This window comes from Luteimonas vadosa (assembly GCF_039543545.1).
GTDB lineage: Bacteria > Pseudomonadota > Gammaproteobacteria > Xanthomonadales > Xanthomonadaceae > Luteimonas > Luteimonas vadosa.
The window spans coordinates 423,517-447,065 of record NZ_BAABJY010000002.1; the positions used below are offsets into that span (position 1 = coordinate 423,517).

Sequence of the window (23,549 nt, forward strand, 5' to 3'; positions counted from 1 at the left end):
CGTGTCGACATTGCCCCTCCTCAGTCTCCTGGTCTGGTTGCCGATCCTCGGCGGCGCCGCCGTGCTCGCGCTGGGCAACGGCCGGCCCGATGCCGCGCGTTGGCTGTCGCTGGCGGTCGGCCTGGCGACGCTGCTGCTCAGCCTCCTGCTGTTCACCGGATTCGACTATTCCAGCCCGGCGATGCAGTTCGTCGAGGCGCGCGAATGGATCCCTGCCTACGACATCCAGTACCACCTCGGCGCCGACGGCATCTCGGTCGCACTGATCGCGCTGACGACCTTGACCACGGTGCTCGTGCTGGTCGGTGCGTGGACGGCGATCGACAAGCGGGTCAGCCAGTACTACGCCGCGTTCCTCGTGCTCGAGGGCCTGATGATCGGCGTGTTCTCGGCCATCGATGCGTTGCTGTTCTACGTGTTCTTCGAAGGCATGCTGATCCCGATGTTCATCATCATCGGGGTCTGGGGCGGACCACGCCGGGTGTACGCATCGGTGAAGTTCTTCCTCTACACCTTCCTCGGTTCGGTGTTCATGCTGGTCGGGCTGGTCTACCTGTACCTGAAGTCGGGCAGCTGGCAGTTGCCGGACCTGTACGCACTGCCGTTGTCGGGCACCGAGCAGATGTGGCTGTTCTTCGCGTTCCTGATCGCGTTCGCGGTCAAGGTCCCGATGTTCCCGGTGCACACCTGGTTGCCCGATGCCCACGTCGAGGCGCCGACCGGCGGATCCGTGATCCTGGCGGCGATCATGCTGAAGATCGGCGGCTACGGCTTCCTGCGATTCTCGCTGCCTATCGTGCCCGACGCCGGCTATGAATGGGCCTGGCTGGTGATCGCGCTGTCGCTGATCGCCATCGTCTACGTCGGGCTCGTGGCGCTCGCACAGCAGGACATGAAGAAGCTGATCGCCTACTCCTCGGTCTCGCACATGGGCTTCGTGACCCTCGGCACGTTCATCGCTTTCGCCCTGGTGCGGGACATCGGTGCCACCGATGCCGCACGGCTCGGCCTGCAGGGCGCGATGGTCCAGATGGTGTCGCACGGGTTCATCTCAGGGGCGATGTTCTCCTGCGTCGGCGTGCTCTACGACCGCATGCACACGCGCCAGATCCGCGACTATGGCGGCGTGGCCAACGTGATGCCGTGGTTCGCATTCTTCATGGTGCTGTTCGCGATGGCCAATGCCGGACTGCCCGGCACCAGCGGCTTCGTCGGCGAGTTCATGGTGATCCTCGCGAGCTTCCAGAGCCATCCGCTGATCGCGTTCACCGCTGCCATCACCCTGGTCGTCGGCGCGGCGTACACGTTGTGGCTGGTCAGGCGGGTAATGTTCGGCGAGGTCGGCAATGCCCATGTCGCTGCGCTCGAGGACATCAATGCCCGCGAAGCGCTCGTGCTCGGGGTGTTCGCCGCCGGCGTGCTGCTGATCGGCGTCTGGCCGAAGCCGTTGACCGACCTGATGGAGCCCTCCATCGCGCAACTGGCGGGACAGCTCGCCAACAGCAAGCTGTGAGGCCATGCCGATGCAAGCGATGACAGACACGATCTCGGGCCCGATGGTCCCGCCCGTCCGCAGCCTGGCCGACATCGCGCCGCTTGCGCCGGAATTGCTGGTGATCGTCGGTGCGTTCGCGCTGCTGATGCTGGACCTGTTCCTCGACGACCGACGTCGCGTGGTGACCCACGCACTGGCCGTGGCGACGCTGGTCGGCGCCGCCTCGCTGGTCGGGTTCGGCGTCGGTGGCCATGGCATCGTGCTCGGCGACATGTTCGTGCGGGATACCACCGCCGACGTGCTCAAGCTGGCCTTGCTGGTCGTCAGCGCCCTGGCGCTGCTCTATGCCTGGCCGTTCCTGCGGGAGCGCGGCCTGTACAAGGGCGAGGTGCCGGTGCTGGTGCTGTTCGCCGTCACCGGCATGATGCTGCTGGTGTCGGCCGCCAACCTGGCGATGGTCTACGTCGGGCTGGAGTTGCTGGCGCTGTGCTCCTACGCCCTGGTCGCCATCGACCGGGACAGCCCGTTGGCATCGGAAGCGGCGATGAAGTACTTCGTCCTGGGGGCACTCGCCTCGGGCATGCTGCTGTACGGCATGTCGCTGGTCTATGGCGCCACCGGCAGCCTCGACCTGGCCACGATCGGCGGGTCCGCGGCGTCGGCCGGCGGCGACGACCGCACGCTGTTGTTGACCGGCGTCGTGTTCCTCGTGGTCGGCATCGCGTTCAAGTTCGGCGCCGCGCCGTTCCACATGTGGCTGCCGGACACATACCACGGCGCGCCGACCGCGATCACGTTGTTCATCGGCTCGGCGCCGAAGCTCGCCGCGTTCGGCATGGCCTACCGCCTGCTCGAATCCGGGGTGGGTCCGATGTTCGAGTATTGGCAGCTCCTGCTGGCGGCTCTGGCGGCGCTGTCGCTGGCGATCGGCAACCTGTTCGCCATCGCCCAGAGCAACCTGAAACGGATGCTGGCGTATTCCACGGTGTCCCATGTCGGCTTCCTCTTCCTGGGACTCGCCGGTGGGGGGCCGGAAGGCTATGCCGCGGCGATGTTCTACGCGGTCAGCTACGCGATCATGTCGGCCGCGGCGTTCGCGGCGATCGTGATGCTCGCCAACCGCGGCTTCGAGGCAGATCGCATCGACGACTACAAGGGCCTGAACGCACGCGACCCGTGGATGGCCGGACTGGTGCTGTGCATCATGGCCTCGCTGGCCGGCGTCCCCCCGTTCCTGGGCTTCTGGGCCAAGCTGGTCGTACTCCGTGCCGCGCTGCAGGGCGACCTGATGTGGCTGGCGATCGTCGGCATCGTCTTTGCGGTGGTCGGCGCGTTCTACTACCTGCGCGTGATCAAGGTGATGTATTTCGACGAACCGGTCGGCGATGCGCCCCAATCCCGCCGGAGCAGGCCGTTGCGCGTGGTGTTCGCCGTCAACGCGCTGGCCTTGCTAGCGCTCGGCCTGTCCTGGGACCCCTTGATGGCCTGGTGCCAGCACGCGTTCGCGGCCTGAACCCCCGCGCCAGGGTCGGGCTTGCAAAAAACGCCCAAGGTCACCATAATTCCGCGTCTGCTGCGGGGTGGAGCAGTCTGGCAGCTCGTCGGGCTCATAACCCGAAGGTCGCAGGTTCAAATCCTGCCCCCGCTACCAGCTTTTCGCGGTCGACGGAAAGCCTCCCAGGAGGCTTTTTTCGATTCCGGAAGCCGGGCTTTGTCGAAGCGTGCCAGCGCCTCGATACCGATCATCCAGCGAGACAGGCTGGAAATCAGGACAAGGGCCCCGGTGGGCCCTTTGTCGTTTCTGGCGATCGCGCTTGCGCGATCCCGGGCCAAGGGCGCAGACCCACGTTCCAAGGAGGCAAGGCACGCAGTGGCGGACAAGGCGACACAAATCAGCGCGTTGCTGGCACCGACGGTCGAATCGTTGGGGCTCGAATTGCTGGGCGCGGAGTACCTGCCCGCGCCGGGTGGCGCCGTGCTGCGCCTGTACATAGATCGTCCGGGCTCGGATGCCGCCAGCGAGGGGCAGGGCGTGGGCATCGAGGATTGCGAAGCCGTCAGCCGCGAGGTTTCCGCGCAGCTGGACGTCGAGGATCCGATCAGCGGCAACTACACGCTGGAAGTGTCGTCTCCGGGCGTGGACCGGCTGCTGTTCACGCCGGCGCAGTTCGCACGCTTCCTCGGCGAACGCGCCAAGGTCGGGCTCAAGTTGCCGCAGGACGGCCGGCGCAAGCTGCAGGGCCGGATCGACGCGGTCGACGGCCAGGACATCACCTTCGATGTCGACGGCACGCCATTCGTCGTCGCATTCGAGAACATCGACAAGGCGCGGCTGGTGCCGGACTGGGTGGCGCTGGGTCTGGCGCCGGCGAAGGACGGGTCGGGACGGGACGCGCGGCCGGGCAAGCGCTCGAGCAGGAAGTCCAGCGACAAGCCGGGCAAACAAACCAACAACCTGGCGGCCGACGAGCCGTCGAGTGCGGAGTAAGCAAGAGATGAGCAAGGAACTACTGCTGGTCGTGGACGCGGTCGCCAACGAGAAGGGCGTGCCCGAATCCGTGATCATGGAAGCGATCGAAGCGGCCCTGGCCACCGCGGCCAAGAAGCGCTACGGCGAACAGGACGTGCTGACCCGCGTGGCGATCGATGCCACCGATGGCAGCTACCAGACCTTCCGGCGCTGGGAAGTGGTCGCGGACGACGAGGTCATGGAGTCCCCGGACCGCCAGATCCGGCTGATGGACGCCGTGGACGAGGCCGACGGCGTCGAGGTGGGCGACTTCATCGAAGAGCAGATCGAAAACGTCGATTTCGGCCGCATCGCCGCCCAGGCCGCCAAGCAGGTCATCGTGCAGCGGGTGCGCGAGGCCGAGCGCGCGCAGGTGGTGGATGCCTGGAAGGACCGCGTCGGCGAGCTGGTCACCGGTGCGGTGAAGCGCGTCGAGCGGGGGAACGTCTACGTCGACCTGGGCGGCAATGCCGAGGCCTTCATCCCCAAGGACAAGGCGATCCCGCGCGACGTGGTCCGCGCAGGCGACCGCATCCGCGGCTACCTCTTCGACGTGCGCTCCGAGCCGCGTGGTCCGCAGCTGTTCATCAGCCGCGCCGCGCCCGAATTCATGATGGAGCTGTTCAAGCTCGAGGTGCCGGAAGTCGGCCAGGGCCTGGTCGAGATCAAGGCCTGCGCCCGCGATCCCGGCGACCGCGCCAAGATCGCGGTCGTCGCCTACGACAACCGCACCGATCCGATCGGCGCCTGCATCGGCATGCGCGGTTCGCGCGTGCAGGCGGTGAGCAACGAGCTCAACGGCGAGCGCGTCGACATCGTGCTGTGGTCGGACAACCCCGCGCAGTTCGTGATCAACGCGATGGCGCCGGCCGAGGTCCAGTCGATCATCGTCGACGAGGAGAAGCACTCCATGGACCTGGCGGTGGCCGAGGACAAGCTGGCCCAGGCGATCGGCCGCGGCGGCCAGAACGTGCGCCTGGCCAGCCGGCTGTCGGGCTGGCAGCTGAACGTGATGACGCAGGACCAGGTCGCGGAGAAGTCCGAGGCCGAGCAGGCCGCGGCACGCGAGCTGTTCGTGCAGAAGCTGGAAGTCGACGAGGAGATCGCCGGCATCCTGGTCTCCGAGGGCTTCAGCACCGTCGAGGAAATCGCCTACGTGCCGGTCGGCGAGCTGCTGGCCGTGGAGGGCTTCGACGAGGACATCGTCGAGGAGCTGCGCGCACGCGCGCGGGATGCGCTGCTCAACGACGCGCTCGCCGTCGAAGAGGAACTGGACGAGAACGCGCCGACCGACGACCTGCTGCAACTGCCGGGCATGGACGACGAGACCGCCTTCGCGCTCGCCTCCCATGGCGTGCGTACCAGCGAGGACCTGTCTGACCTCGGGGCCGATGAAGTGGCGGCGTTCGCGATCGAGGGACTGGACGAGGAGCGTGCCGCTGCGTTGATCCTGGCCGCGCGTGCCGAGGAGATCGCGCGCCTGGAGAGCGAGACCTGACCGGCGGGGCGCCGCGTGCGTGTCTCTCGCGGCGCCAGGAACGACCCGGCCACGGAAGCCGGGAGCGGGGCCGCCGGGCGGGAGCTCGCAGTCACTGACGAGGCGATTTCCGGACCTCGGGCCCCATCGCAGTAGAATCGATCCATCTGGCGCCGGCCCCGGCCTGCGCAAAAGGACAACGGAAACCGAATGTCGCAGCAAACCACCATCCGCAAGCTCGCCGCACTGGTCAACACGCCAGTCGAGAAACTGCTCGAACAGCTGGCCGAGGCCGGCATGGAGTTCAGTGATCCCGACCAGTCCGTGACCAGTACCGAGAAGGTCAAGCTGCTCGGCTTCCTGCGCCGTACCCACGGCAAGGGCGACAAGGCCGAGGACGCGGTGGCGCCGAAGAAGATCACGCTGAGCCGCAGCCGCAAGCAGGAACTCACCGTCGGGGGCGGCAGGAACCGCCAGACCGTCGACGTGGTGGTGCGCAAGAAGGTGACGCTGGTCAAGCCGGGCGCCAAGGGCGACGGCACGGAAAAGTCCGCGACCCCGGAGAACGACGAGCAGGCCGAGATCCTTCGCAAGCTCGAGGAATCACGCCAGCGCAATCTCTCGGAGCAGCAGCGGCTGGCCGAGGAGGACAAGCGCCGGGCGGAGGAAGCCGCGGCACGCAAGATCGCCGAGGACGAAGCCGAGCGCTTGCGCCTGGCAGCCGAACTGGCCGCCGCCGCGGCGCCGGAAGAGGACGCCGCAGGGCGGAAGGCCGCCGGGCACGGCCACGGGCATGGGCATCCGAAGCCGGCGCGTAGCGACGACCGCAGCGCACCCAAGCACAAGCATCGCGGTTCGCACGCGATGGTGGCGGGCGTCGAGGACGACGAGAACGCGGCGCGTTTCGCCGGCCAGCTGCACCTGAGCGCCTCCGAGCGTGCGCGCCGTTCCAGCGCCCGGCCCAAGTCCCGCAACCGCCGGCAGGTCGAGCAGGCCCGCAGCGGCAGCGGCGAGCACGGGTTCTCCAGGCCGACCGCGCCGATCGTGCGCGAGATCGCGATCGGCGAGGCGATCACCGTCGCGGACCTGGCGCAGAAGCTCGCGATGAAGGGCGGCGACGTGGTCAAGGCGCTCTTCAAGATGGGCGTCATGGCGACCATCACCCAGAGCGTCGACCACGACACCGCGGTGCTCGTCGTCGAGGAACTCGGCCACAAGGCGGTCCCCGCCGCTCCCGAGGATGCGGAAAGCGAACTCATCGCCCACGTCGGCGAGGCGCAGGGCGAGACCGCTCCCCGGCCGCCCGTCGTCACGATCATGGGCCACGTGGACCATGGCAAGACCTCGCTGCTCGATTACATCCGCAGCACCAAGGTGGCGACCGGCGAGGCTGGCGGCATCACCCAGCACATCGGCGCCTACCACGTCGAAACCGACAAGGGCACGATCAGCTTCCTCGACACCCCGGGCCACGCGGCGTTCACCTCGATGCGGGCCCGCGGCGCCAAGCTCACCGACATCGTGGTCCTGGTGGTGGCTGCCGACGACGGCGTGATGCCGCAGACGATGGAGGCGATCCAGCACGCGAGGGCGGCCAGCGTCCCGCTGATCATCGCCATCAACAAGATCGACAAGTCCGATGCCGACGCCAGTCGGATCAAGAACGAACTGCTCGCGCAGGAAGTCGTGGCCGAGGAGTTCGGCGGCGAGGTGCAGATGGTGGAGCTTTCCGCCAAGACCGGGCAGGGCGTCGACGCGCTGCTCGACGCGATCTCCCTGCAGGCCGAAGTGCTCGAACTGAAGGCGGTGCCCGATGGTCGCGCCAACGGCGTGGTCATCGAATCCTCGCTCGACAAGGGGCGCGGACCCGTGGCGACGGTGCTGGTGCAGCAGGGCCGGCTCGCCAAGGGCGATTTCCTGGTGTGCGGCGTGGAGTATGGCCGCGTGCGCGCGCTGTTCGACGAGAACGGCGGGCAGGTCAAGGACGCCGGGCCTTCGATTCCCGTGCAGCTCCTGGGTTTGTCCGGCGTGCCCGAGGCCGGGGACGACTTCGTGGTGGTCGCGGACGAGCGGCTGGCCAAGGAGGTCGCCTCCCAGCGCGAGCACAAGCGCCGCGAACTGCGGCTGGTGCAGGCGGCGGGCAACCGCATGGAAGACGTCATGGCCCAGATGGGCGAGGGCGAGGCGCAGCAGAGCATGCAGCTGGTGATCAAGGCCGACGTGCAGGGCTCCGTCGAAGCGCTCAAGCAGGCGTTGACCGCGCTGTCCAACGACCAGATCCGCATCAACGTGATCGTCTCCGGCGTCGGCGGCATCACCGAGTCCGACGCGAACTCCGCCGCGGCGTCCCGCGCCACCATCATCGGCTTCAATGTCCGCGCCGACGCGTCCGCGCGCAAGGTGATCGACACCAACCAGATCGACGTCCGCTACTTCTCGATCATCTACGACGTCATCGACCAGGTGAAGCAGATCGCCTCCGGCGTGCTGGGTACCGAGATCCGCGAGGACATCATCGGCACCGCCGAGGTCCGCGACGTGTTCCGCAGCTCCAAGTTCGGCGCGGTTGCCGGCTGCATGGTCACCGAGGGCGTGGTCAAGAAATCCAAGCCGATCCGCGTGCTGCGCGACAGCGTGGTCGTGTTCGAGGGCGAGCTGGAGTCGCTGCGCCGCTTCAAGGAGAACGTCGAGGAGGTCCGCGTCAACACCGAGTGCGGCATCGGCGTGAAGGCCTACAACGACGTCCAGCCTGGCGACCAGATCGAGTGCTTCGAGCGCGTCGAGGTCCAGCGCACCCTGTGATGGCACAGAAGTCCTTCCATCGCACCGACCGCGTCTCCGCGCAGCTGCGCCGGGAACTGGGCACCCTGGTGCGCGACGCCGTCGCCGAGCACGGCCTGCCGTCGGTCAGCGTTTCGGACGTGGAGGTGACCCGCGACATGGCGCACGCCAAGGTGTTCGTGACCGCGCTCCAGCCGGAGCGGGCTAAGGAAGCGATGAAGGGCCTGAAGGCCGCCGCGCCGGAAGTGCGGTTCCGTCTCGCGCGAGCGGTGAAGATGCGCCACGTGCCCGAGCTGCATTTCCATTACGACGATTCCGTCGATCGGGGGGAACGCATCGAAAACCTCCTGCGCGACCTGGCCGATGAAGACGGCGGGACGCGAGGGGCTTGCGAAGGCGACGATCCTCCCGATCGGTGAGGGAATCCGCAGCCACGGGCTGCGTCACGCGACGCCGATCTACCCGGCATCACCGCGCAGAATGACGTCGGTCCGGCATGCCACCGCTCCAATGCACGCGAGTACGGGGCGTTGCCGCCCGACGGTGCCGGCGCATGGCGCACGCGGCCCTTCTACAATGGACCCATGGGCAGGCAGCCGAGCATGCGCAACAAGACCCGGTTCCGCGAGCTCGACGGGATCCTGTTGCTGGACAAGCCGCAAGGCCTGAGTTCGAACCAGGCCCTGCAACGCGTGCGGCACCTGTTCGGCGCGCGCAAGGCCGGGCACACCGGCAGCCTCGACCCGCTGGCGACCGGGTTGCTGCCGATCTGCTTCGGCGAGGCGACGAAGATCGCCGGGGGCCTGCTCGGCGCACGCAAGGCCTACGACACCGTTGCCCGGCTCGGCGTGGTGACCGATACCGACGATGCGGAGGGGCAGGTGCTGCGCGAGCGCCCGGTGCCGCCACTGGACATCCCCACGCTCGACGCGGCCCTGTCCGCGCTGACCGGGCGCATCCTGCAACGCCCACCCATCTATTCGGCGCTGAAGCAGGGCGGCGAGCCGCTCTATGCGAAGGCGCGCCGCGGCGAGGCCGTCCACGTCGAGCCGCGCGAGGTCGACGTCCATGCCTTCGAGCTGCGCGCCACCGATGACCTGCTCGACCAGCTGCTCGGCAGCGAGAAGCCCCGCCTGCTGCGCCTGCACGTGGAGTGCGGGTCCGGCACCTACGTCCGCAGCCTGGTGCGCGACCTGGGCGAGTCCCTGGGTTGTGGCGCCCACGTGACGGTGTTGCGGCGGCTGTGGGTGGATCCGTTCAGGGATCCGAGGATGTGGACGCTGCAGGAGCTGGAGGCCTTGGCCGCCCGCGGCCGGCATAGCCTGGACGCCTGCCTGCTGCCGCTGGAGCAGGGGATGGTGGCATGGGCTGCGGTGGAGGTCAGCGACCCGCAGGCGCGACGGCTCGGCCACGGCCAGGACCTGACCGGGCCGTTCGAGCCCGAAGGGGAGGTCGCCATCCTCGACCGCAGCGGCCGGGCGCTGGGCCTGGGGCTTGTCGACGGACAGGGTCGGCTGCACCCGCGACGCCTGTTCTCATGGGCCTGCGCGCAGCCTGCGATGGCGCCTTCGCCGGGGTGACGCCTTGCCCGGGGTACCCCGCCGGGTTACAATTCCGCCGCTTATTCCAAGCGATTCGTACTTGCCAGCCCGGCCCGCAAGCGCCGGATCCAGCGGCAAGTCCCCAGCAAGCGGCGGACCATGCGGTGCCCGTGCCTGCCTTGGCAGCACGGTGTTCCTGCCGGTCGCGCATCACAAGAGGCAGTCCAGATGTCCATCGACACCAGCAAGGTCATTGAAGAGCACAAGCGCGGCGACAACGATACCGGTTCCCCCGAAGTCCAGGTGGCCCTCCTCACCGCCCGCATCAGCCACCTGACCGAGCACTTCAAGACCCACAAGAAGGACCACCACAGCCGGCGCGGCCTGCTGCAGATGGTCAACCAGCGCCGCAGCCTGCTCGACTACCTGCACCGCAAGGACGCCACGCGCTACAAGGCCCTGATCGAGAAGCTCGGCCTGCGTCGTTAAACAGATCCCGCCGCGGCGCAGTGATGCGCCGCGGTTCTTTTTTGGACGTCCACGAGGCGTCGCCCGGACGGGGCAGGGGTCCCGGCCGGTTCATCGCAAGAGTCATCCAAGGAATTCCAACGTGTCGAAAGTGAGCAAGAGTTTCCAGTACGGCAAGCACCAGGTCACCATCGAGACCGGCGAGATCGCACGCCAGGCAGGCGGCGCGGTCATGGTCTCGTGCGAAGGCACGGTGCTCCTGGTCACCGCGGTGGCCAACAAGACCGCGCGTGAAGGGCAGTCCTTCTTCCCCTTGACGGTGGACTACCAGGAGAAGTTCTACGCCGGTGGCCGCATCCCGGGCGGGTTCTTCAAGCGCGAAGGCCGCCAGACCGAAAAGGAAACCCTGATCTCGCGCCTGATCGACCGCCCGATCCGCCCGCTGTTCCCGGACGGCTTCCGCAACGAAGTGCAGATCATCGCCACCGTGATGTCGATGAACCCCGAGGTCGACGGCGACATCCTCGCCCTCGTCGGCGCCTCCGCGGCGCTGTCGCTGTCCGGCGCGCCGTTCAACGGCCCGATCGGCGCCGCCAAGGTCGGTTACAAGGATGGCCAGTACCTGCTCAACCCGGCCAGGTCCGAACTGGAGGACTCCCAGCTCGAGCTGGTCGTCGCCGGTACCGCCAATGCGGTGCTGATGGTCGAGTCCGAGGCGCAGGAGCTGTCCGAGGACGTGATGCTCGGCGCGGTGATGTTCGGCCACCAGCAGATGCAGGTCGCCATCGACGCCATCAACGCCCTGGTCGCCGAAGCCGGCAAGCCCAAGTGGACCTGGGAAGCCCCCGCGCCCGACGCCGGCATGGTCGACGCGCTCAAGGCCGCCATCGGCGACCGCCTGACCCAGGCCTTCTCCGTGCGCGACAAGCTCGAGCGCAAGGAGGCCATCTCGGCCGTCAAGAAGGACGTCATCGCGTCGCTGGAGGCCCAGTGCGAGGCCAATGGCTGGAGCACGGAAGAGTTGTCCGGCCAGTTCAGCGAGTTCGAGTACCAGACCCTGCGCAATTCGGTGCTGAACACCAAGACCCGCATCGATGGCCGCGCGCTCGACACCGTGCGCCCGATCGCGAGCAAGGTCGGCGTCCTGCCCCGCGTGCACGGCTCGTCGCTGTTCACCCGTGGCGAGACGCAGGCGATCGTCGCGGTCACCCTGGGCACCGCGCGCGACGGGCAGATCATCGATGCCGTGTCGGGCGAGTACAAGGACCACTTCCTGTTCCACTACAACTTCCCGCCCTACTCGGTCGGTGAAGCCGGCCGCATGATGGGCCCGAAGCGCCGCGAGATCGGCCATGGCCGCCTCGCCAAGCGCGGCGTGCTCGCCGTCATGCCGACGATGGAGGCCTTCCCGTACACCATCCGCGTGGTCTCGGAGATCACCGAGTCCAACGGCTCGTCCTCGATGGCTTCGGTCTGCGGCAGCTCGCTGGCGCTGATGGACGCCGGCGTGCCGATCAAGGCGCCGGTGGCGGGCATCGCCATGGGCCTGGTGAAGGAAGGCGACCAGTACGCCGTGCTGTCGGACATCCTCGGCGACGAGGACCACCTCGGCGACATGGACTTCAAGGTCGCCGGTACCGAGGGCGGCATCACCGCCCTGCAGATGGACATCAAGATCCAGGGCATCACCGAGGACATCATGAAGACCGCGCTCGCCCAGGCGAAGCAGGGCCGCCTGCACATCCTCGGCGAGATGGCCCACGCGCTGACCGCGCCCCGCGAGGAGCTCTCCGACTTCGCGCCGCGCCTGATCACCATCAAGATCCACCCCGACAAGATCCGCGAGGTCATCGGCAAGGGTGGCTCGGTGATCCAGGCGATCACCAAGGAAACCGGCACCCAGATCGACATCCAGGACGACGGCACCATCACCATCGCATCGGTGGACGCCGCCGCCGGCAAGGCCGCGAAGGACCGGATCGAGCAGATCACCTCCGACGTCGAGCCGGGCCGGATCTACGAGGGCAAGGTCGTCAAGCTGATGGACTTCGGCGCGTTCGTCACCATCTCCCCCGGCAAGGACGGCCTGGTGCACGTGTCGCAGATCTCCAACGAGCGCGTCGAGAAAGTCGGCGACGTGCTGAAGGAAGGCGACATGGTCAAGGTCAAGGTGCTCGAGGTCGACAAGCAGGGCCGCATCCGCCTGTCGATGAAGGCCGTCGAGGAAGGCGAGGGCGCGCCGGCGGCGTAACGCTGGCGTCCAGTCGCCGGACTTGTCCGGACCGCGAAAGGCCCGCAGCGATGCGGGCTTTTCGTTATGGGACGATCCGCCGGCGGCCTTGGGACCTCGAGGATCCCGAGCCTGGATTCCCTGGGCCACCGGATCGCCGTGCAGCGAGCCGCGATGCGGCTGGCGGTGCCTGACGGGTTGCGACGTCAAGGTGGCCGAGCCACGCATGTGAGAATGCACGCATGCGCCTCTTCGCTAGCCTGCTGATCGCATCCCTGCCGAGCCTGGCGCTCGCGCAGACGTCTCCGCAGGTCGAGTCGACTGTGGATGCGCGCACGCTGGACACGGTCGAGGTGGTGGGGATCCGGCGCCCGCTGTCGACGTTCCCCGGGGCGGTGACGGTGATCGACGGCGAGACACTGCGAGACGGCCAGCGGCAGGTCAACCTCTCCGAATCGCTGCAGCGGGTCCCCGGCGTCACGGTGCTGGACCGCGGCAACTACGCGCAGGACCTGCAGGTGCAGAGCCGCGGTTTCGGCGCGCGCTCCACGTTCGGAATTCGCGGGATCAAGCTGGTCGTCGACGGGATTCCCTCGTCGGCGGCGGACGGGCAAGGCCAGGCGGCGAACTTCCCGCTGGGTGCGCTCGACCGGATCGAGGTACTGCGGGGACCGTTGGCCTTGCAGTACGGGAATGCGGCGGGGGGTGCGATCGTCGCGCAGACCGAGCTCCAGACCCAGCGGGGTTGGCGCGTCGATGGCTGGGGCGGGGGCGACGACAGCTGGCGCGTGGGCACCACCATCGATGGCCTGAGTGCCGATGTCTCCCGGCGCTGGCGCCTGCACGGATCGCATTTCCGCACCGGCGGGCACCGTCCGCATGCCGCCGCGGAACGGTCGCAACTGCATTTCGTGGGCGAGTGGTCCCCCTACCGCGGCAACCGCCTGCGCTGGGTCGCGGGATCGGTGGTGCAGCCATGGACCGACGATCCGCTCGGCCTGACCCGGCCGCAGTGGGAAGCCGATCCGTACGGCACGGATCCCGTCGCCGAACGCTTCGATGCCCGCAAGCGCATCGGCAACCACCAGGCCGGCGTGCGCTGGGAGGTCGAGTACGCAGGCGACCGCGATCTCTGGATCGGTGGCCACGGCATCCGCCGCGACATCGTCCAGTTCCTGGCCATCCCCCCTGTCGCGCAGGCCGCGCCGACCAGCGCCGGCGGCGTGATCGACCTCGGCCGCCAATCATGGGGCGTGGACGCCGGGCATCGCTGGCGTTTCGCGCGTGGCGCCGTCGCCGTCGGTGTCGAGGCCGGCTGGCTCGACGAGGCCAGGCGCGGGTACGAGAACTTCGTTGGCGGACGGCTTGGCGTACGTGGCAGGCTGCGTCGCAACGAGGAGAACCGGGTGCGCAACCGGGATGCCTACGTTATTGGCGACTGGTGGCCCGCGAAGGGCTGGAACCTGCTCGGTGCCATCCGCCACTCACGGCTGTCGTTCGCCAGCGACGACCGCTTCATCGCCATCGGCAACGGCGACGACAGCGGGCGATTCGATTTCAGCGGAACGGCGGCGTCGCTCGGGATTGCCCGCGCCTTCACCTCCGGTGAGATCTTCGCGAGCGTCGGGCGTGGATTCGAGACGCCGACGGTGACCGAGCTGGCCTACCGTCCCGACGGCGCGGGCGGCTTCAACCAGGACCTGGGCGCCTCGCGGGCGCGGTCGGCGGAGATCGGTGCACGCTGGCGCTTGGGTACGGCCGAAGCCAGCGTCGCGGTGTACCGCATCGACGGCGAGGGTGAGATCGTGCCCGCCAGGAGCAGCGGCGGCCGCACCAGTTTCGCCAATGCCGGCGGGACCCGGCGCGAGGGCATCGAGGCCAGCCTGTCGGGCGAGCTCGGCGACCGTTGGTCGTACGCGTTGGCCGCCAACCTGATCCGGGCGCGGTTCGTCGACGATTACCGTTTCGATGCTGGTGCGCAGGGTGGCGAGCAGCTCATTGAAGCCGGCAAGCGCATCCCGGGCATCCCGCGCGCGGACGGTTTCGCCGAGCTGGCCTGGCGCGATGCCGGCGATCGCCTCCGGTTGGCCGTGGAATCGCGGCTGGTCGCGAGCATCGCGGTGGACGACCGCAATTCCGATGCCGCGCCAGGCCGCGCCATCGTCGCGCTGCGCGGGGAATGGCGGCCCCGGCAGGCGGAGGGCTGGAGCGCCTTCGCGCGCATCGACAACCTGTTCGACCGCGACTACGTCGGTTCTGTGATCGTCAACGATCGCAACGGCCGGCATTTCGAGCCGGGCGCGGGACGCACCTTCACCTTCGGCATCGGCTACCGCCGCTAGCGCGCGATCCGCGGGCTGGCCGGCGGGAAGGACGCTGCCGTTTCGCGCACGCCGACGACGCGCGCTCAGGTCGCCTGATCACGGGGCGTGGCCGCCCTCATGGGCGTCGACCGGCTGTTCGAAGGCGATCGCCAGCACGCAGGCGGCCTCCCCCACGCATTCCGCCGAATGCGGCAAGCGGGCCGGGCCGTAGGCGTAGGTGCCGGGGGTGAGCGTCGCGGTCGGGTGGCCGTCGTAGGTCACCGTCATCTCTCCGGCGACCAGGACCATGTGCTCGGCCGAGGTATGCCAGTGGCGCACGATGCGCGAACCGCCTGGTACCCGGAAGAAGACATCGGCGTTGGCGGCGGCCGGATCGCCCTGCAGGACCGAGATCTGGCAGCCCTCGACGAAGAACTCCGGGCAAGGGCCCCACGACAGGCGAGGGTCGTCGACACGCCATGCCAGCGGGGCGGCTCCTTCGGTCGGCGCTTCGGGCGTGGCGGCGAAGGCGCAGGCGCTGGCAAGGCCTGCGGCGAGGGAAGCGAAGTAACGGATTGGTTTCATGGCAGTTCTCCAGGGTGGCGGCACCCGCGAGGCCGGGACGGCAACGATCCGGGCGAGACGTGGCATGGACACGAACGCATCTCGCAGTGCCCACAGGCCATGTCCTCCCGGGGAAACCGCGTGGAAAGTCGCGGCTCGATTCGTCCGCCAGCATGCGGTACTCGCGTTGTCCAGCGATGGGCATGAGCCGATCAACGGCGACCAAGAACCGGGCCGGCCGCGCCGACCTGCCGCCCCAAGAGGCCAAGTGGGCCGCGCGACGTCTCGAGACCTGTTGGTCATGGCAAGGCCTGGGCGCCCGGGCCCGTCACATCCACCAAAGACGGGCGACCCGGCAAGCGGCCGGCACGCTTCCCGGGTATGCGTATACGATTCCTGTCGCGTGGCGCAGGTACGCGGGGTGGAGGATGGCACTGGTCGATCGTGACGTGCAGATCGAGGCGCTCATGCAGTGCTTGCAGGCCGCGGCAGCGGACAGCGGCATGACGGCCCTCGTCGAGGGTGAGGCCGGCGTGGGCAAGACGGCCCTGCTCAAGGCGATTGCTGCGAGGTGCGACCTCGAGCAGGTTTGGTGGGGTGCTTGCGACGCGCTGGAGACACCGCATCCCTTGGCCCCGCTCCATGACGTCGCCCGCTCAAGGGACGTGGCCTTCCGGGACCTGCTGGCCGCGGAAGGTCGGCGCGTGGAGTTGTTCGAGTCCGTGCTGCAGGATCTTGCGCGGCCGCGGCTGCCGGTGCTGTTCGTGATCGAGGATGCGCATTGGGCGGACGCGGCGACGCTGGACCTGCTGAAGTTCCTCGGACGCCGCATCGATCGCACGCGATGCGTGCTTGCAGTTTCCTTCCGGGACGATGAGGTCAACGCCGGGCATCCGCTGCGGCGAGTCCTGGGGGAACTGCCCGCCACGCTCGTGACGCGGGTCAAGGTGGATCCACTGTCGCCTGCTGCAGTGGCTATCCTCGCGCGCCGCGCCCTGCGCTCGCCGGCGGGAATCCACGAGATCACGCGTGGCAACGCCTTCTTCGTCACCGAGCTGCTGCGGCAGGGCGTGCACAGCGTGCCCCTCAGCGTGCAGGACCTGGTGCTCTCGCGCTTCGCCCGCCTGGAGGAGGGCGCGCAGCAGATCGTGCGCGTTGCCTCGACCGTGCCCACGCGGATCGAGCTCTGGCTGCTAGCCGCCGTCCTTGCCTGCGAGCCCAGGGATATCGAGGCGTGCCTGGACTCGGGCCTGCTGAAGGCACACGACGGTGCGCTGTCGTTCCGGCATGAGCTCGCCCGCGTGGCGGTGGAGGAGTCGCTCGCCGCGCCGGTGGCCCAGGGCTTGCACGCACGCGTGCTCGCGGCGCTTGAAGCCAGTGACGATCCGGCCGTCACCCATGCCCGCCTCGTGCATCACGCGAACCGCGCACGAGACAGCGCCGCGGTCAGGCGCCACGCCCCATTGGCGGCGGAGGATGCGACCAGGCGCGAGGCGCACAGGGAAGCCGCGGCGCATTACCGCAGCCTCCTGGACCATGCGCCAGATGCCCCACCGCGGCTCCGCGCTTCGTGGCTGGAGGCGTATGCGGGTGAGTGCCTGCCTACCTGCATGCTCGACGAGGCGATCAAGGCACGTTTGGCAGCCGGAGACCTCCACCGTGCGGCAGGGGACGTGCGCGCGGAGGCCTCGAACCTGAGCCAGCTGGCGTTGGCCTACGTGTTCGGGCTGCGCAATGCCGAAGCCGATGACGCGAGCCGGCGCGCAATCACGCTCGTGGAGTCGATCCCCCCCACGGTCGAGCGCGCCGCAGCCTATCGCGTCGAGGCCCAGTTGCGCATGCTCAACCGCGACCTGCGCGACGCGATCGACTGGGCGGGCAAGGCATACGACTTGGCACTCGCCATGGGCGATCGCGAAATCCAGGCGGCCGCCCTGAGTACGCGCGGAACCGCGACGATGTTCATCGACTACGCGGCGGGCTGCGCGCAGCTCCAGCAGGCCCTGGCACTGGCGTTGGCCGAAGGCTTGCACTTCATCGCCGCCAATACCTATAGCAACCTCGGCTCGGGATCCGGGGAGATCTACCGCCTTGCGGAGGCGCGCAGGCACTTGGGCGAATGCATCCGCTTCGCGCGCCAGCACCAGTTCGACGCCTACCACAACTACGCGACGGCCTGGCTCGCCTTGTGCAACCTCCATGCCGGGCAGTGGGACGAGGCCCAGGAGCTGGCGCTGGACGTCCTCGCCCTGGAACGGTCACCCTCCACGCCCCGGGTCATGGCACTGGTCGCGCTTGGCCGGGTGCAAGCCAGGCGGGGCGAGGCTAGCGCAGGCGACTGCCTGGATGAAGCACTGGAGCTCGCGCAGGCCGCAAACACATTGCAACGGTACGCGCCGGTGCGAGCCGCTCGTGCGGAAGCGGCATGGTTCCGCGACGATCTCGACGCCGTCGTCGCGGAAGCAAGCGCGGCGCTGCCGATGGCGACTGCGCATGCGCATCCCTGGTTCGTGGGCGAGCTCGCCAGCTGGATGCACGCGGCGGGCGCGCCCCCGGCGCTGCAGGAGCCATGTGCGGAGCCGTTTTCGCTCCAGCTTGCTGGTCGCTGGCGCGAAGCGGCGACGGCGTGGGCGCGGCTGGATTGTCCCTTCCAGCAGGCGCTCGCGCTCGAAGCTGGCGATGCGCAGGCACGCCTGGAGGCACTTGCCCTGCACGAGTCCATGGCCGCGGAGGCGGCGGCGGCGAGGCTGCGGCGGGCCATGAAGGCGCTCGGGCAGCGCGGGCTCCCGCGTGGCCAACGGGCGTCGACCCTTGCGAATGCCCACCAACTGACGACGCGCGAAGCGGAAGTGCTCGGGATGCTTTGCGAAGGCCTTAGGAACTCGGAGATTGCCGAACGCCTGCATCGTTCCGTCCGGACCGTGGACCACCACGTCGCCGCGGTGCTGGGCAAGCTCGGCGTCGGCACGCGCAGCGAGGCCGTCGCCGCTGCCGTGCAGGCCGGGATCGCCGGCAAGAATGGGCAAGCGGGCGTTCCAAACTAGGCAGTTCCACCGTAGGCGCCGTCGAATCGCATTCGTAGGCTTCGGTCCATCGGCTGCTCGCAGCCTTGGCCAACAGGAGCTACCAATGCCTCGTTACCTCGTCGAACGCACTTTCCCCGATGGCTTGCGCATCCCGGTGGACGGGGAGGGTGCGGCGGCCTGCAGTGGCGTCGTCGCCACCAATGCGCGCAATGGCGTCACCTGGGTCCATTCCTACGTCAGCGAGGACGCCCGTACGACCTACTGCATCTACGACGGGCCCGATGCCGAGGCGATCCGCGAGTCCGCCGCCAGCAACAACCTGCCGATCGACAGGATCACGCCGGTCCGCGTCCTGGATCCCTATTTCTACCACTGAATCCGCCGGGCCCAGCCGGCGGTTCGCGCCGTCGCTGGTGCCGGCCCCTGCGTGCGGTGGCGCGTCCGCTGCATGCCCCGACATCCCTGGAGGAACTTCCATGAAGACTCGCCTTTCCCCTGCAACCCTCTCCCTCTGCGTGGGCGTCGTGATCGCGACGGCCGGAACGGCGGCCGCGCAGGATGTCAACGCGGACCTGGCGGCACTTCGATCTGCCACCGCGTCCTACCATGCACTCGACTCCGCCATGGCCGCGGGGTGGGACGAAGACATTACCGGCTGCCTGTCTTCGGCGGAGGGCGGGATGGGATTCCATTACATGAACGCCGGGGAGTTGTTCGACGGAGGGCAGCTGGATCCGCTCCGGCCGGAAATCCTCGTATACGCACCGGATGCCACTGGCAAGAAGCGTCTCGTCGCGGTCGAATACCTCATCCTTGGCACGGACTTGCCGCCGACGGCCACCCCGCCGGAGATGTACGGCGAGCAGTTCCATTACAACGCGGGTTTCGGCGTGTGGGCCCTGCATGCCTGGGTGTGGAAACACAACCCGGAAGGGATCTTCGCGGACTGGAATCCGAAGGTCAGCTGCACGCCATGACGTCTATAGGCGCCCGGGGCCGCGCGCTCCGGGCCCCGTGATCTCGCTTCAGCCGCACGCATGTCCACGGTAAGAAGGAGGTGCCAGAGCACGGCCGCGGATGCTGGCATGCGTGGGGCGAGCGCCGCTAGCGGGCAGAGGCGTGCCTGCGATCAAACCCATCCGGTCGCGTAGAACACCCCGATCACCACGAACACGGCGACGGTCTTGACCACGGTGATCGCGAAGATGTCCTTGTAGGCCTGCCGGTGGGTCAGGCCCGTCACCGCGAGCAGGGTGATGACGGCGCCGTTGTGGGGCAGGGTGTCCATGCCGCCAGAGGCCATCGAGGCCACGCGGTGGAAGACGTCCAGCGGGATGCCGGCGGCATTGGCGTTGGCGATGAAGGTGTCGGCCATCGCCGCCAGGGCGATGCTCATGCCGCCCGAAGCCGATCCGGTGATGCCCGCGAGCGAGGTGACGGTGACGGCCTCGTTGACCAGCGGGTTCGGGATCGACCCCAGCGCATTGGCGACGACCAGGAAGCCAGGCAGGGCCGCGATCACCGCACCGAATCCGTATTCCGATGCGGTGTTCATCGAGGCCAGCAGCGCGCCGCCGATGGCGGATTTCGTCCCTTCCGCGAATCGCGCGAAGACAGTGCGCCAGGCGAAGGCCAGCACCGCGAGGATGCCGACCAGCAGGGCGCCCTCGACGGCCCAGATCGCCGCGACCTTGGAGACTTCCTGCACGACCGGCGCGGCATTGCCGACGACCGAGGGCGCGAAGTCGTGGCTGTCGCCGTACACGCGGGGGATCCAGTGGGTGAACCACTTGTTGCTCAAGCCCACCAGCACCAGCGGCAGGATCGCGACCAGCGGGTTGGCGAGCCGCCCGCCCTCGTACGCCACCGGTTCGTTGAGCAGCGTGGCCGGATCGCCATAGCCTTCGCCCGCCCGCAACGCAACGCGACGTCGCCATTCGAGGTAGGCCATGCCCACCGCGAGGATGAAGGCGCCACCGAGCGTGCCCAGGACCGGCGCGGCCCAGGCGTCCGTGCCGAAGAACGCCGTCGGGATGATGTTCTGGATCTGCGGCGTGCCCGGCAGGGCGTCCATGGTGAAGGTGAACGCACCCAGCGCGATGGTGCCGGGGATCAGGCGCTTGGGGATGTCGCTCTGCCGGAACAGCTCGGCGGCGAAGGGATAGACGGCGAACACCACGACGAACAGCGAAACGCCGCCGTAGGTGAGCAACGCGCAGACGAGCACGATCGAGAGCATCGCCCGCTGCGCGCCGACGATGCGGATCGTCGCGGCCACGATCGACTTGGAAAATCCGGACAATTCGATCAGCTTGCCGAACACGGCGCCCAGCAGGAACACCGGGAAATACAGCTTCAGGAAGCCGACCATCTTGTCCATGAACAGGCCGGTGAACATCGGCGCGACCAGGGTGGGATCGGTCAGCAACACGGCGCCCATCGCCGCGACCGGCGCGAACAGGATCACGCTGTAGCCGCGGTAGGCGACCAGCATGAGGAAGCACAGTGCGGCCAGCACGATCAGGAACGACATCGATCGGGTCCTTGCGTCGGGTCGCGCCCAGCGTCGTGCGGGGCGGAGCACCACGGGCGCCAGTGTCGGCAACCGCCCGCCGCGGGCCCATTGTCCGAAGGTACGATGCCGCCCCGGGCGGTGGCGGCCTACGCTTCCCTCGCGGCGACGTGCCGCCCGCCAGCCATGACCGCAAGGGGACCCCGATGAACCGCGTCCAGATCCGCCATACCTCGTTGAGTCTCGCCATCGCCCTCGGCCTGTCGGCTCCCGTGGCCTTCGCCCAGGATGCGGAGCGCGCCGAGGCAGGCCGCCAGGCGACCACGCTGGATGCGATCAAGGTCACCGCGCGCAAGCGCGAGGAAACGATCCAGGACGTGCCGGTGGCCGTCACCGCGTTCACGCCGGAGATGATCGACAAGCTCAACGTCGAGGACATCGGCGACCTCGACGCGCAGGTCCCCAATCTCACCATCTATGCCGCCCGCGGCTCGACCAGCACCGTGACCGCCTACATCCGCGGCGTCGGCCAGGCCGATCCGCTGTGGGGCGTCGACCCGGGCGTGGGCATCTACCTGGACGACGTCTACATCGCGCGCCCGCAAGGGGCGCTGCTGGATGTCTTCGACGTGGGCCGCATCGAGGTATTGCGCGGTCCGCAGGGCACCCTGTACGGCAAGAACACCATCGGCGGCGCGATCAAGTACATCTCGCGGGGCTTGCCCCGGGACTTCGAGGGCTTCGGCTCGGTCACGGTCGGCAACTACAACCGGCTGGACGCCAAGGCGGCGATCGGCGGACCGATCGGCGGCGAGGACAGCGGCCTGCGCGGCCGGATCGCGGTGGCCAGCCTCAATCGCGACGGCTACGGCGAAAACCTGTTCACCGACCAGCCCGTGAGCGACAAGGAGATCAACGCGCTGCGCCTGAACCTGGGCGCCTATGCCGGCGACGATTTCGACATCCAGTTCGCGCTGGACTGGATGGACGACCAGTCCGGCGTGCGCGGCGCCAAGATGCTGGCCCCGAACCGGTTCACGCCGACGTATCCGCCGCTGGACGACCGCTACGACGTGCGCAACGGCATGCCCAACGTCAACGACACCACCATGAAGGGCGGATCGGCGACGGTGAACTGGCGCCCGAACGAGGACTGGGCGCTGAAGTACGTGATCGCCAGGCGCGAATCGGACACCGAGACCAACATCGACTTCGACACCACGCCGGCCAAGATCGCCGACGTCAAGGCCTTCTACAGCGACAGCCAGGTCAGCAACGAGCTGCAGGCCAACTTCGACGGCGGCGGCCGCGCGCGCGGCGTGATGGGCCTCTACTACTTCAACGGCGATGCCGGCGGCCGGGTGCTGAACAACTTCTTCGGGCTGGTCTTCGGCGACACGCAGGGCGTGGTCAACACCAAGAGCTTCGCGGTGTACGCGGACTGGACCTTCGACCTGACCAGCCGGCTCAAGCTGGACGTCGGCGCGCGCTACACGGACGAGGAGAAGCACGCGGTCGCGTACAACATCGGCTACACGGATGCCACGTTCACCCGGCCCAACGGCGTGGTCGCGGCCAACTTCGACAAGACCGTCAGCTTCGAGAACGTCTCGCCCAAGGTCTCGCTGGACTACCAGGTCACGCCGGACATCATGGTCTACGCATCGGCGTCGCGCGGCTTCAAGTCGGGTGGCTACAACATCCGCGCCAACACGACGGCTGTGCCGCGCTCGGGCGAGCCCTTCGACGACGAGGTCGTGGACAGCTACGAGATCGGCAGCAAGATGGCCTTCCTCGACCAGACCCTGTTCCTGAACCTGGCCGCGTTCCACAACCAGTACAAGGACATCCAGCTGTCGGTGTTCACCCAGTACGTCGATGCCAACGGCAATCCGCAGTTCTTCGGCGACTTCACCAATGCCGGCAAGGGCACGGTCAACGGTCTGGAGGTCGAGTACCAGTGGCTGCCGACGGCGAACTGGCTGGTGAGCGGCAACCTGGCCTGGCTCGATGCCGAGTACGACGAGTTCCTGTCGCGCGGGGTCGACATCTCAGATTCCCAGCGCTTCACCAACGCCCCCGAGTTCTCCGGCGCGGTCAACGTGGAGTGGCGCACGGGGCTGTCCAACGGCGGCAATCTCTCGGCGCGGGTGGGTTACAGCTACCAGAGCGAAGTGTGGCCGACCACGGACCTGAGTCCGCTGATCCGGCAGGGCGCTTACGGGCTGCTCAATGCCGGCGTCATCTGGAAGGTCAACGACGCTTGGTCGCTGTCGCTGCAGGGCAGCAACCTGACGGACGAGGAGTACCGCACCACGGGCTACAACCTGCAGACGGCACTCGGGGTGCACACCGGTTTCTACGGTCCGCCGCGCGAGTATTCGTTGACGGCGCGCTACGACTTCTGACGGTCCGCCCCCGGCACGTCACGAGGGAACCGGCGGAGCAAGGCTCCGCCGGTTTTTTTGCATTCTGCGCCCGGTCGATTCGCGGGCCCGGTTCGCCTGGGGTGCGCTGCCCTGTGGGTCTGGACGAGAGTGCGTGACATCGCCCGTGCGCCCACGCCACGGGTATGCTGCGCGCTTGGCCGCCACCGGGATGCATCGGACGTGACCAGCCGATCCCAGCAAGCACGAGTGCGAC

15 protein-coding genes, 1 tRNA gene and 2 pseudogenes are annotated in these 23,549 nt (G+C 68.2%); 16 read left to right on the plus strand and 2 right to left on the minus strand.

What is annotated here, in order from left to right:
* The first annotated feature begins 1 nt into the window (after position 1).
* The 12 genes and pseudogenes from ABD970_RS07855 (at position 2) to ABD970_RS07905 (ending at position 14,843) form a co-directional block, all read left to right on the plus strand.
* The gene (locus ABD970_RS07855) at positions 2-1,513 is read left to right on the plus strand and encodes an NADH-quinone oxidoreductase subunit M (RefSeq protein ID WP_345294942.1); all 1,512 of its coding nucleotides are present in this window, start codon (positions 2-4) and stop codon (positions 1,511-1,513) included.
* A gap of 31 nt (positions 1,514-1,544) precedes the next feature.
* On the plus strand, positions 1,545-3,008 hold the full coding sequence (gene nuoN / locus ABD970_RS07860; protein WP_345295683.1) for an NADH-quinone oxidoreductase subunit NuoN: 1,464 nt from the start codon (positions 1,545-1,547) through the stop codon (positions 3,006-3,008).
* 61 nt (positions 3,009-3,069) lie between these two features.
* Positions 3,070-3,146 (plus strand) — tRNA-Met (locus ABD970_RS07865).
* Between the two features lie 219 nt (positions 3,147-3,365).
* Positions 3,366-3,983 (plus strand): ribosome maturation factor RimP, encoded by a 618-nt coding sequence (gene rimP, locus ABD970_RS07870; protein WP_345294943.1) that lies wholly within the window; start codon positions 3,366-3,368, stop codon positions 3,981-3,983.
* Between the two features lie 7 nt (positions 3,984-3,990).
* Positions 3,991-5,502, plus strand: coding sequence for a transcription termination factor NusA (gene nusA, locus ABD970_RS07875; RefSeq protein ID WP_345294944.1), 1,512 nt, complete (start codon positions 3,991-3,993; stop codon positions 5,500-5,502).
* A gap of 189 nt (positions 5,503-5,691) precedes the next feature.
* Positions 5,692-6,229 (plus strand): annotated as a pseudogene (locus ABD970_RS12485) (translation initiation factor IF-2 N-terminal domain-containing protein); the annotation flags it as partial.
* A gap of 56 nt (positions 6,230-6,285) precedes the next feature.
* Positions 6,286-8,283, plus strand: a pseudogene (infB, locus tag ABD970_RS07880) (translation initiation factor IF-2); the annotation flags it as partial.
* Positions 8,283-8,681, plus strand: coding sequence for a 30S ribosome-binding factor RbfA (rbfA, locus tag ABD970_RS07885; protein WP_345294946.1), 399 nt, complete (start codon positions 8,283-8,285; stop codon positions 8,679-8,681). The pseudogene infB and the gene rbfA, both read left to right, overlap by 1 nt.
* Before the next feature lie 183 nt (positions 8,682-8,864).
* On the plus strand, positions 8,865-9,842 hold the full coding sequence (gene truB, locus ABD970_RS07890) for a tRNA pseudouridine(55) synthase TruB (RefSeq protein WP_345295684.1): 978 nt from the start codon (positions 8,865-8,867) through the stop codon (positions 9,840-9,842).
* A 189-nt stretch (positions 9,843-10,031) separates the two neighbouring features.
* Complete coding sequence (rpsO, locus tag ABD970_RS07895) at positions 10,032-10,292, plus strand: 30S ribosomal protein S15 (RefSeq protein ID WP_345294947.1); 261 nt, start codon at positions 10,032-10,034, stop codon at positions 10,290-10,292.
* A gap of 121 nt (positions 10,293-10,413) precedes the next feature.
* Positions 10,414-12,522, plus strand: coding sequence for a polyribonucleotide nucleotidyltransferase (gene pnp / locus ABD970_RS07900; RefSeq protein ID WP_345294948.1), 2,109 nt, complete (start codon positions 10,414-10,416; stop codon positions 12,520-12,522).
* Positions 12,523-12,743: 221 nt separating this feature from the next.
* A complete protein-coding gene (locus ABD970_RS07905; protein ID WP_345294949.1) occupies positions 12,744-14,843 on the plus strand; it encodes a TonB-dependent receptor family protein in 2,100 nt (699 codons plus the stop codon).
* A gap of 78 nt (positions 14,844-14,921) precedes the next feature.
* Here ABD970_RS07905 and ABD970_RS07910 read toward each other — a convergent pair whose 3' ends face one another.
* Positions 14,922-15,389, minus strand: coding sequence for a cupin domain-containing protein (locus ABD970_RS07910; protein WP_345294950.1), 468 nt, complete (start codon positions 15,387-15,389; stop codon positions 14,922-14,924).
* Positions 15,390-15,796: 407 nt separating this feature from the next.
* Here ABD970_RS07910 and ABD970_RS07915 point away from each other — a divergent pair, with 407 nt between their 5' ends.
* The 3 genes from ABD970_RS07915 (at position 15,797) to ABD970_RS07925 (ending at position 19,371) form a co-directional block, all read left to right on the plus strand.
* Positions 15,797-18,412 carry an ATP-binding protein gene (locus ABD970_RS07915; protein WP_345294951.1) on the plus strand — a complete coding sequence of 872 codons (2,616 nt, stop codon included), beginning with the start codon at positions 15,797-15,799 and terminating at the stop codon, positions 18,410-18,412.
* Between the two features lie 85 nt (positions 18,413-18,497).
* Positions 18,498-18,770: a DUF4242 domain-containing protein gene (locus ABD970_RS07920; protein WP_345294952.1), complete on the plus strand. Its 273-nt coding sequence runs from the start codon at positions 18,498-18,500 to the stop codon at positions 18,768-18,770.
* Between the two features lie 100 nt (positions 18,771-18,870).
* Complete coding sequence (locus tag ABD970_RS07925; protein ID WP_345294953.1) at positions 18,871-19,371, plus strand: hypothetical protein; 501 nt, start codon at positions 18,871-18,873, stop codon at positions 19,369-19,371.
* A 152-nt stretch (positions 19,372-19,523) separates the two neighbouring features.
* On the opposite strand, the gene ABD970_RS07930 is transcribed toward ABD970_RS07925, so the two are convergent.
* A complete protein-coding gene (locus ABD970_RS07930) occupies positions 19,524-20,927 on the minus strand; it encodes a GntP family permease (RefSeq protein WP_345294954.1) in 1,404 nt (467 codons plus the stop codon).
* 185 nt (positions 20,928-21,112) lie between these two features.
* Between ABD970_RS07930 and ABD970_RS07935 the strand changes: the two genes are divergently transcribed.
* Positions 21,113-23,314 carry a TonB-dependent receptor gene (locus ABD970_RS07935; protein ID WP_345294955.1) on the plus strand — a complete coding sequence of 734 codons (2,202 nt, stop codon included), beginning with the start codon at positions 21,113-21,115 and terminating at the stop codon, positions 23,312-23,314.
* Positions 23,315-23,549: the final 235 nt, after the last annotated feature.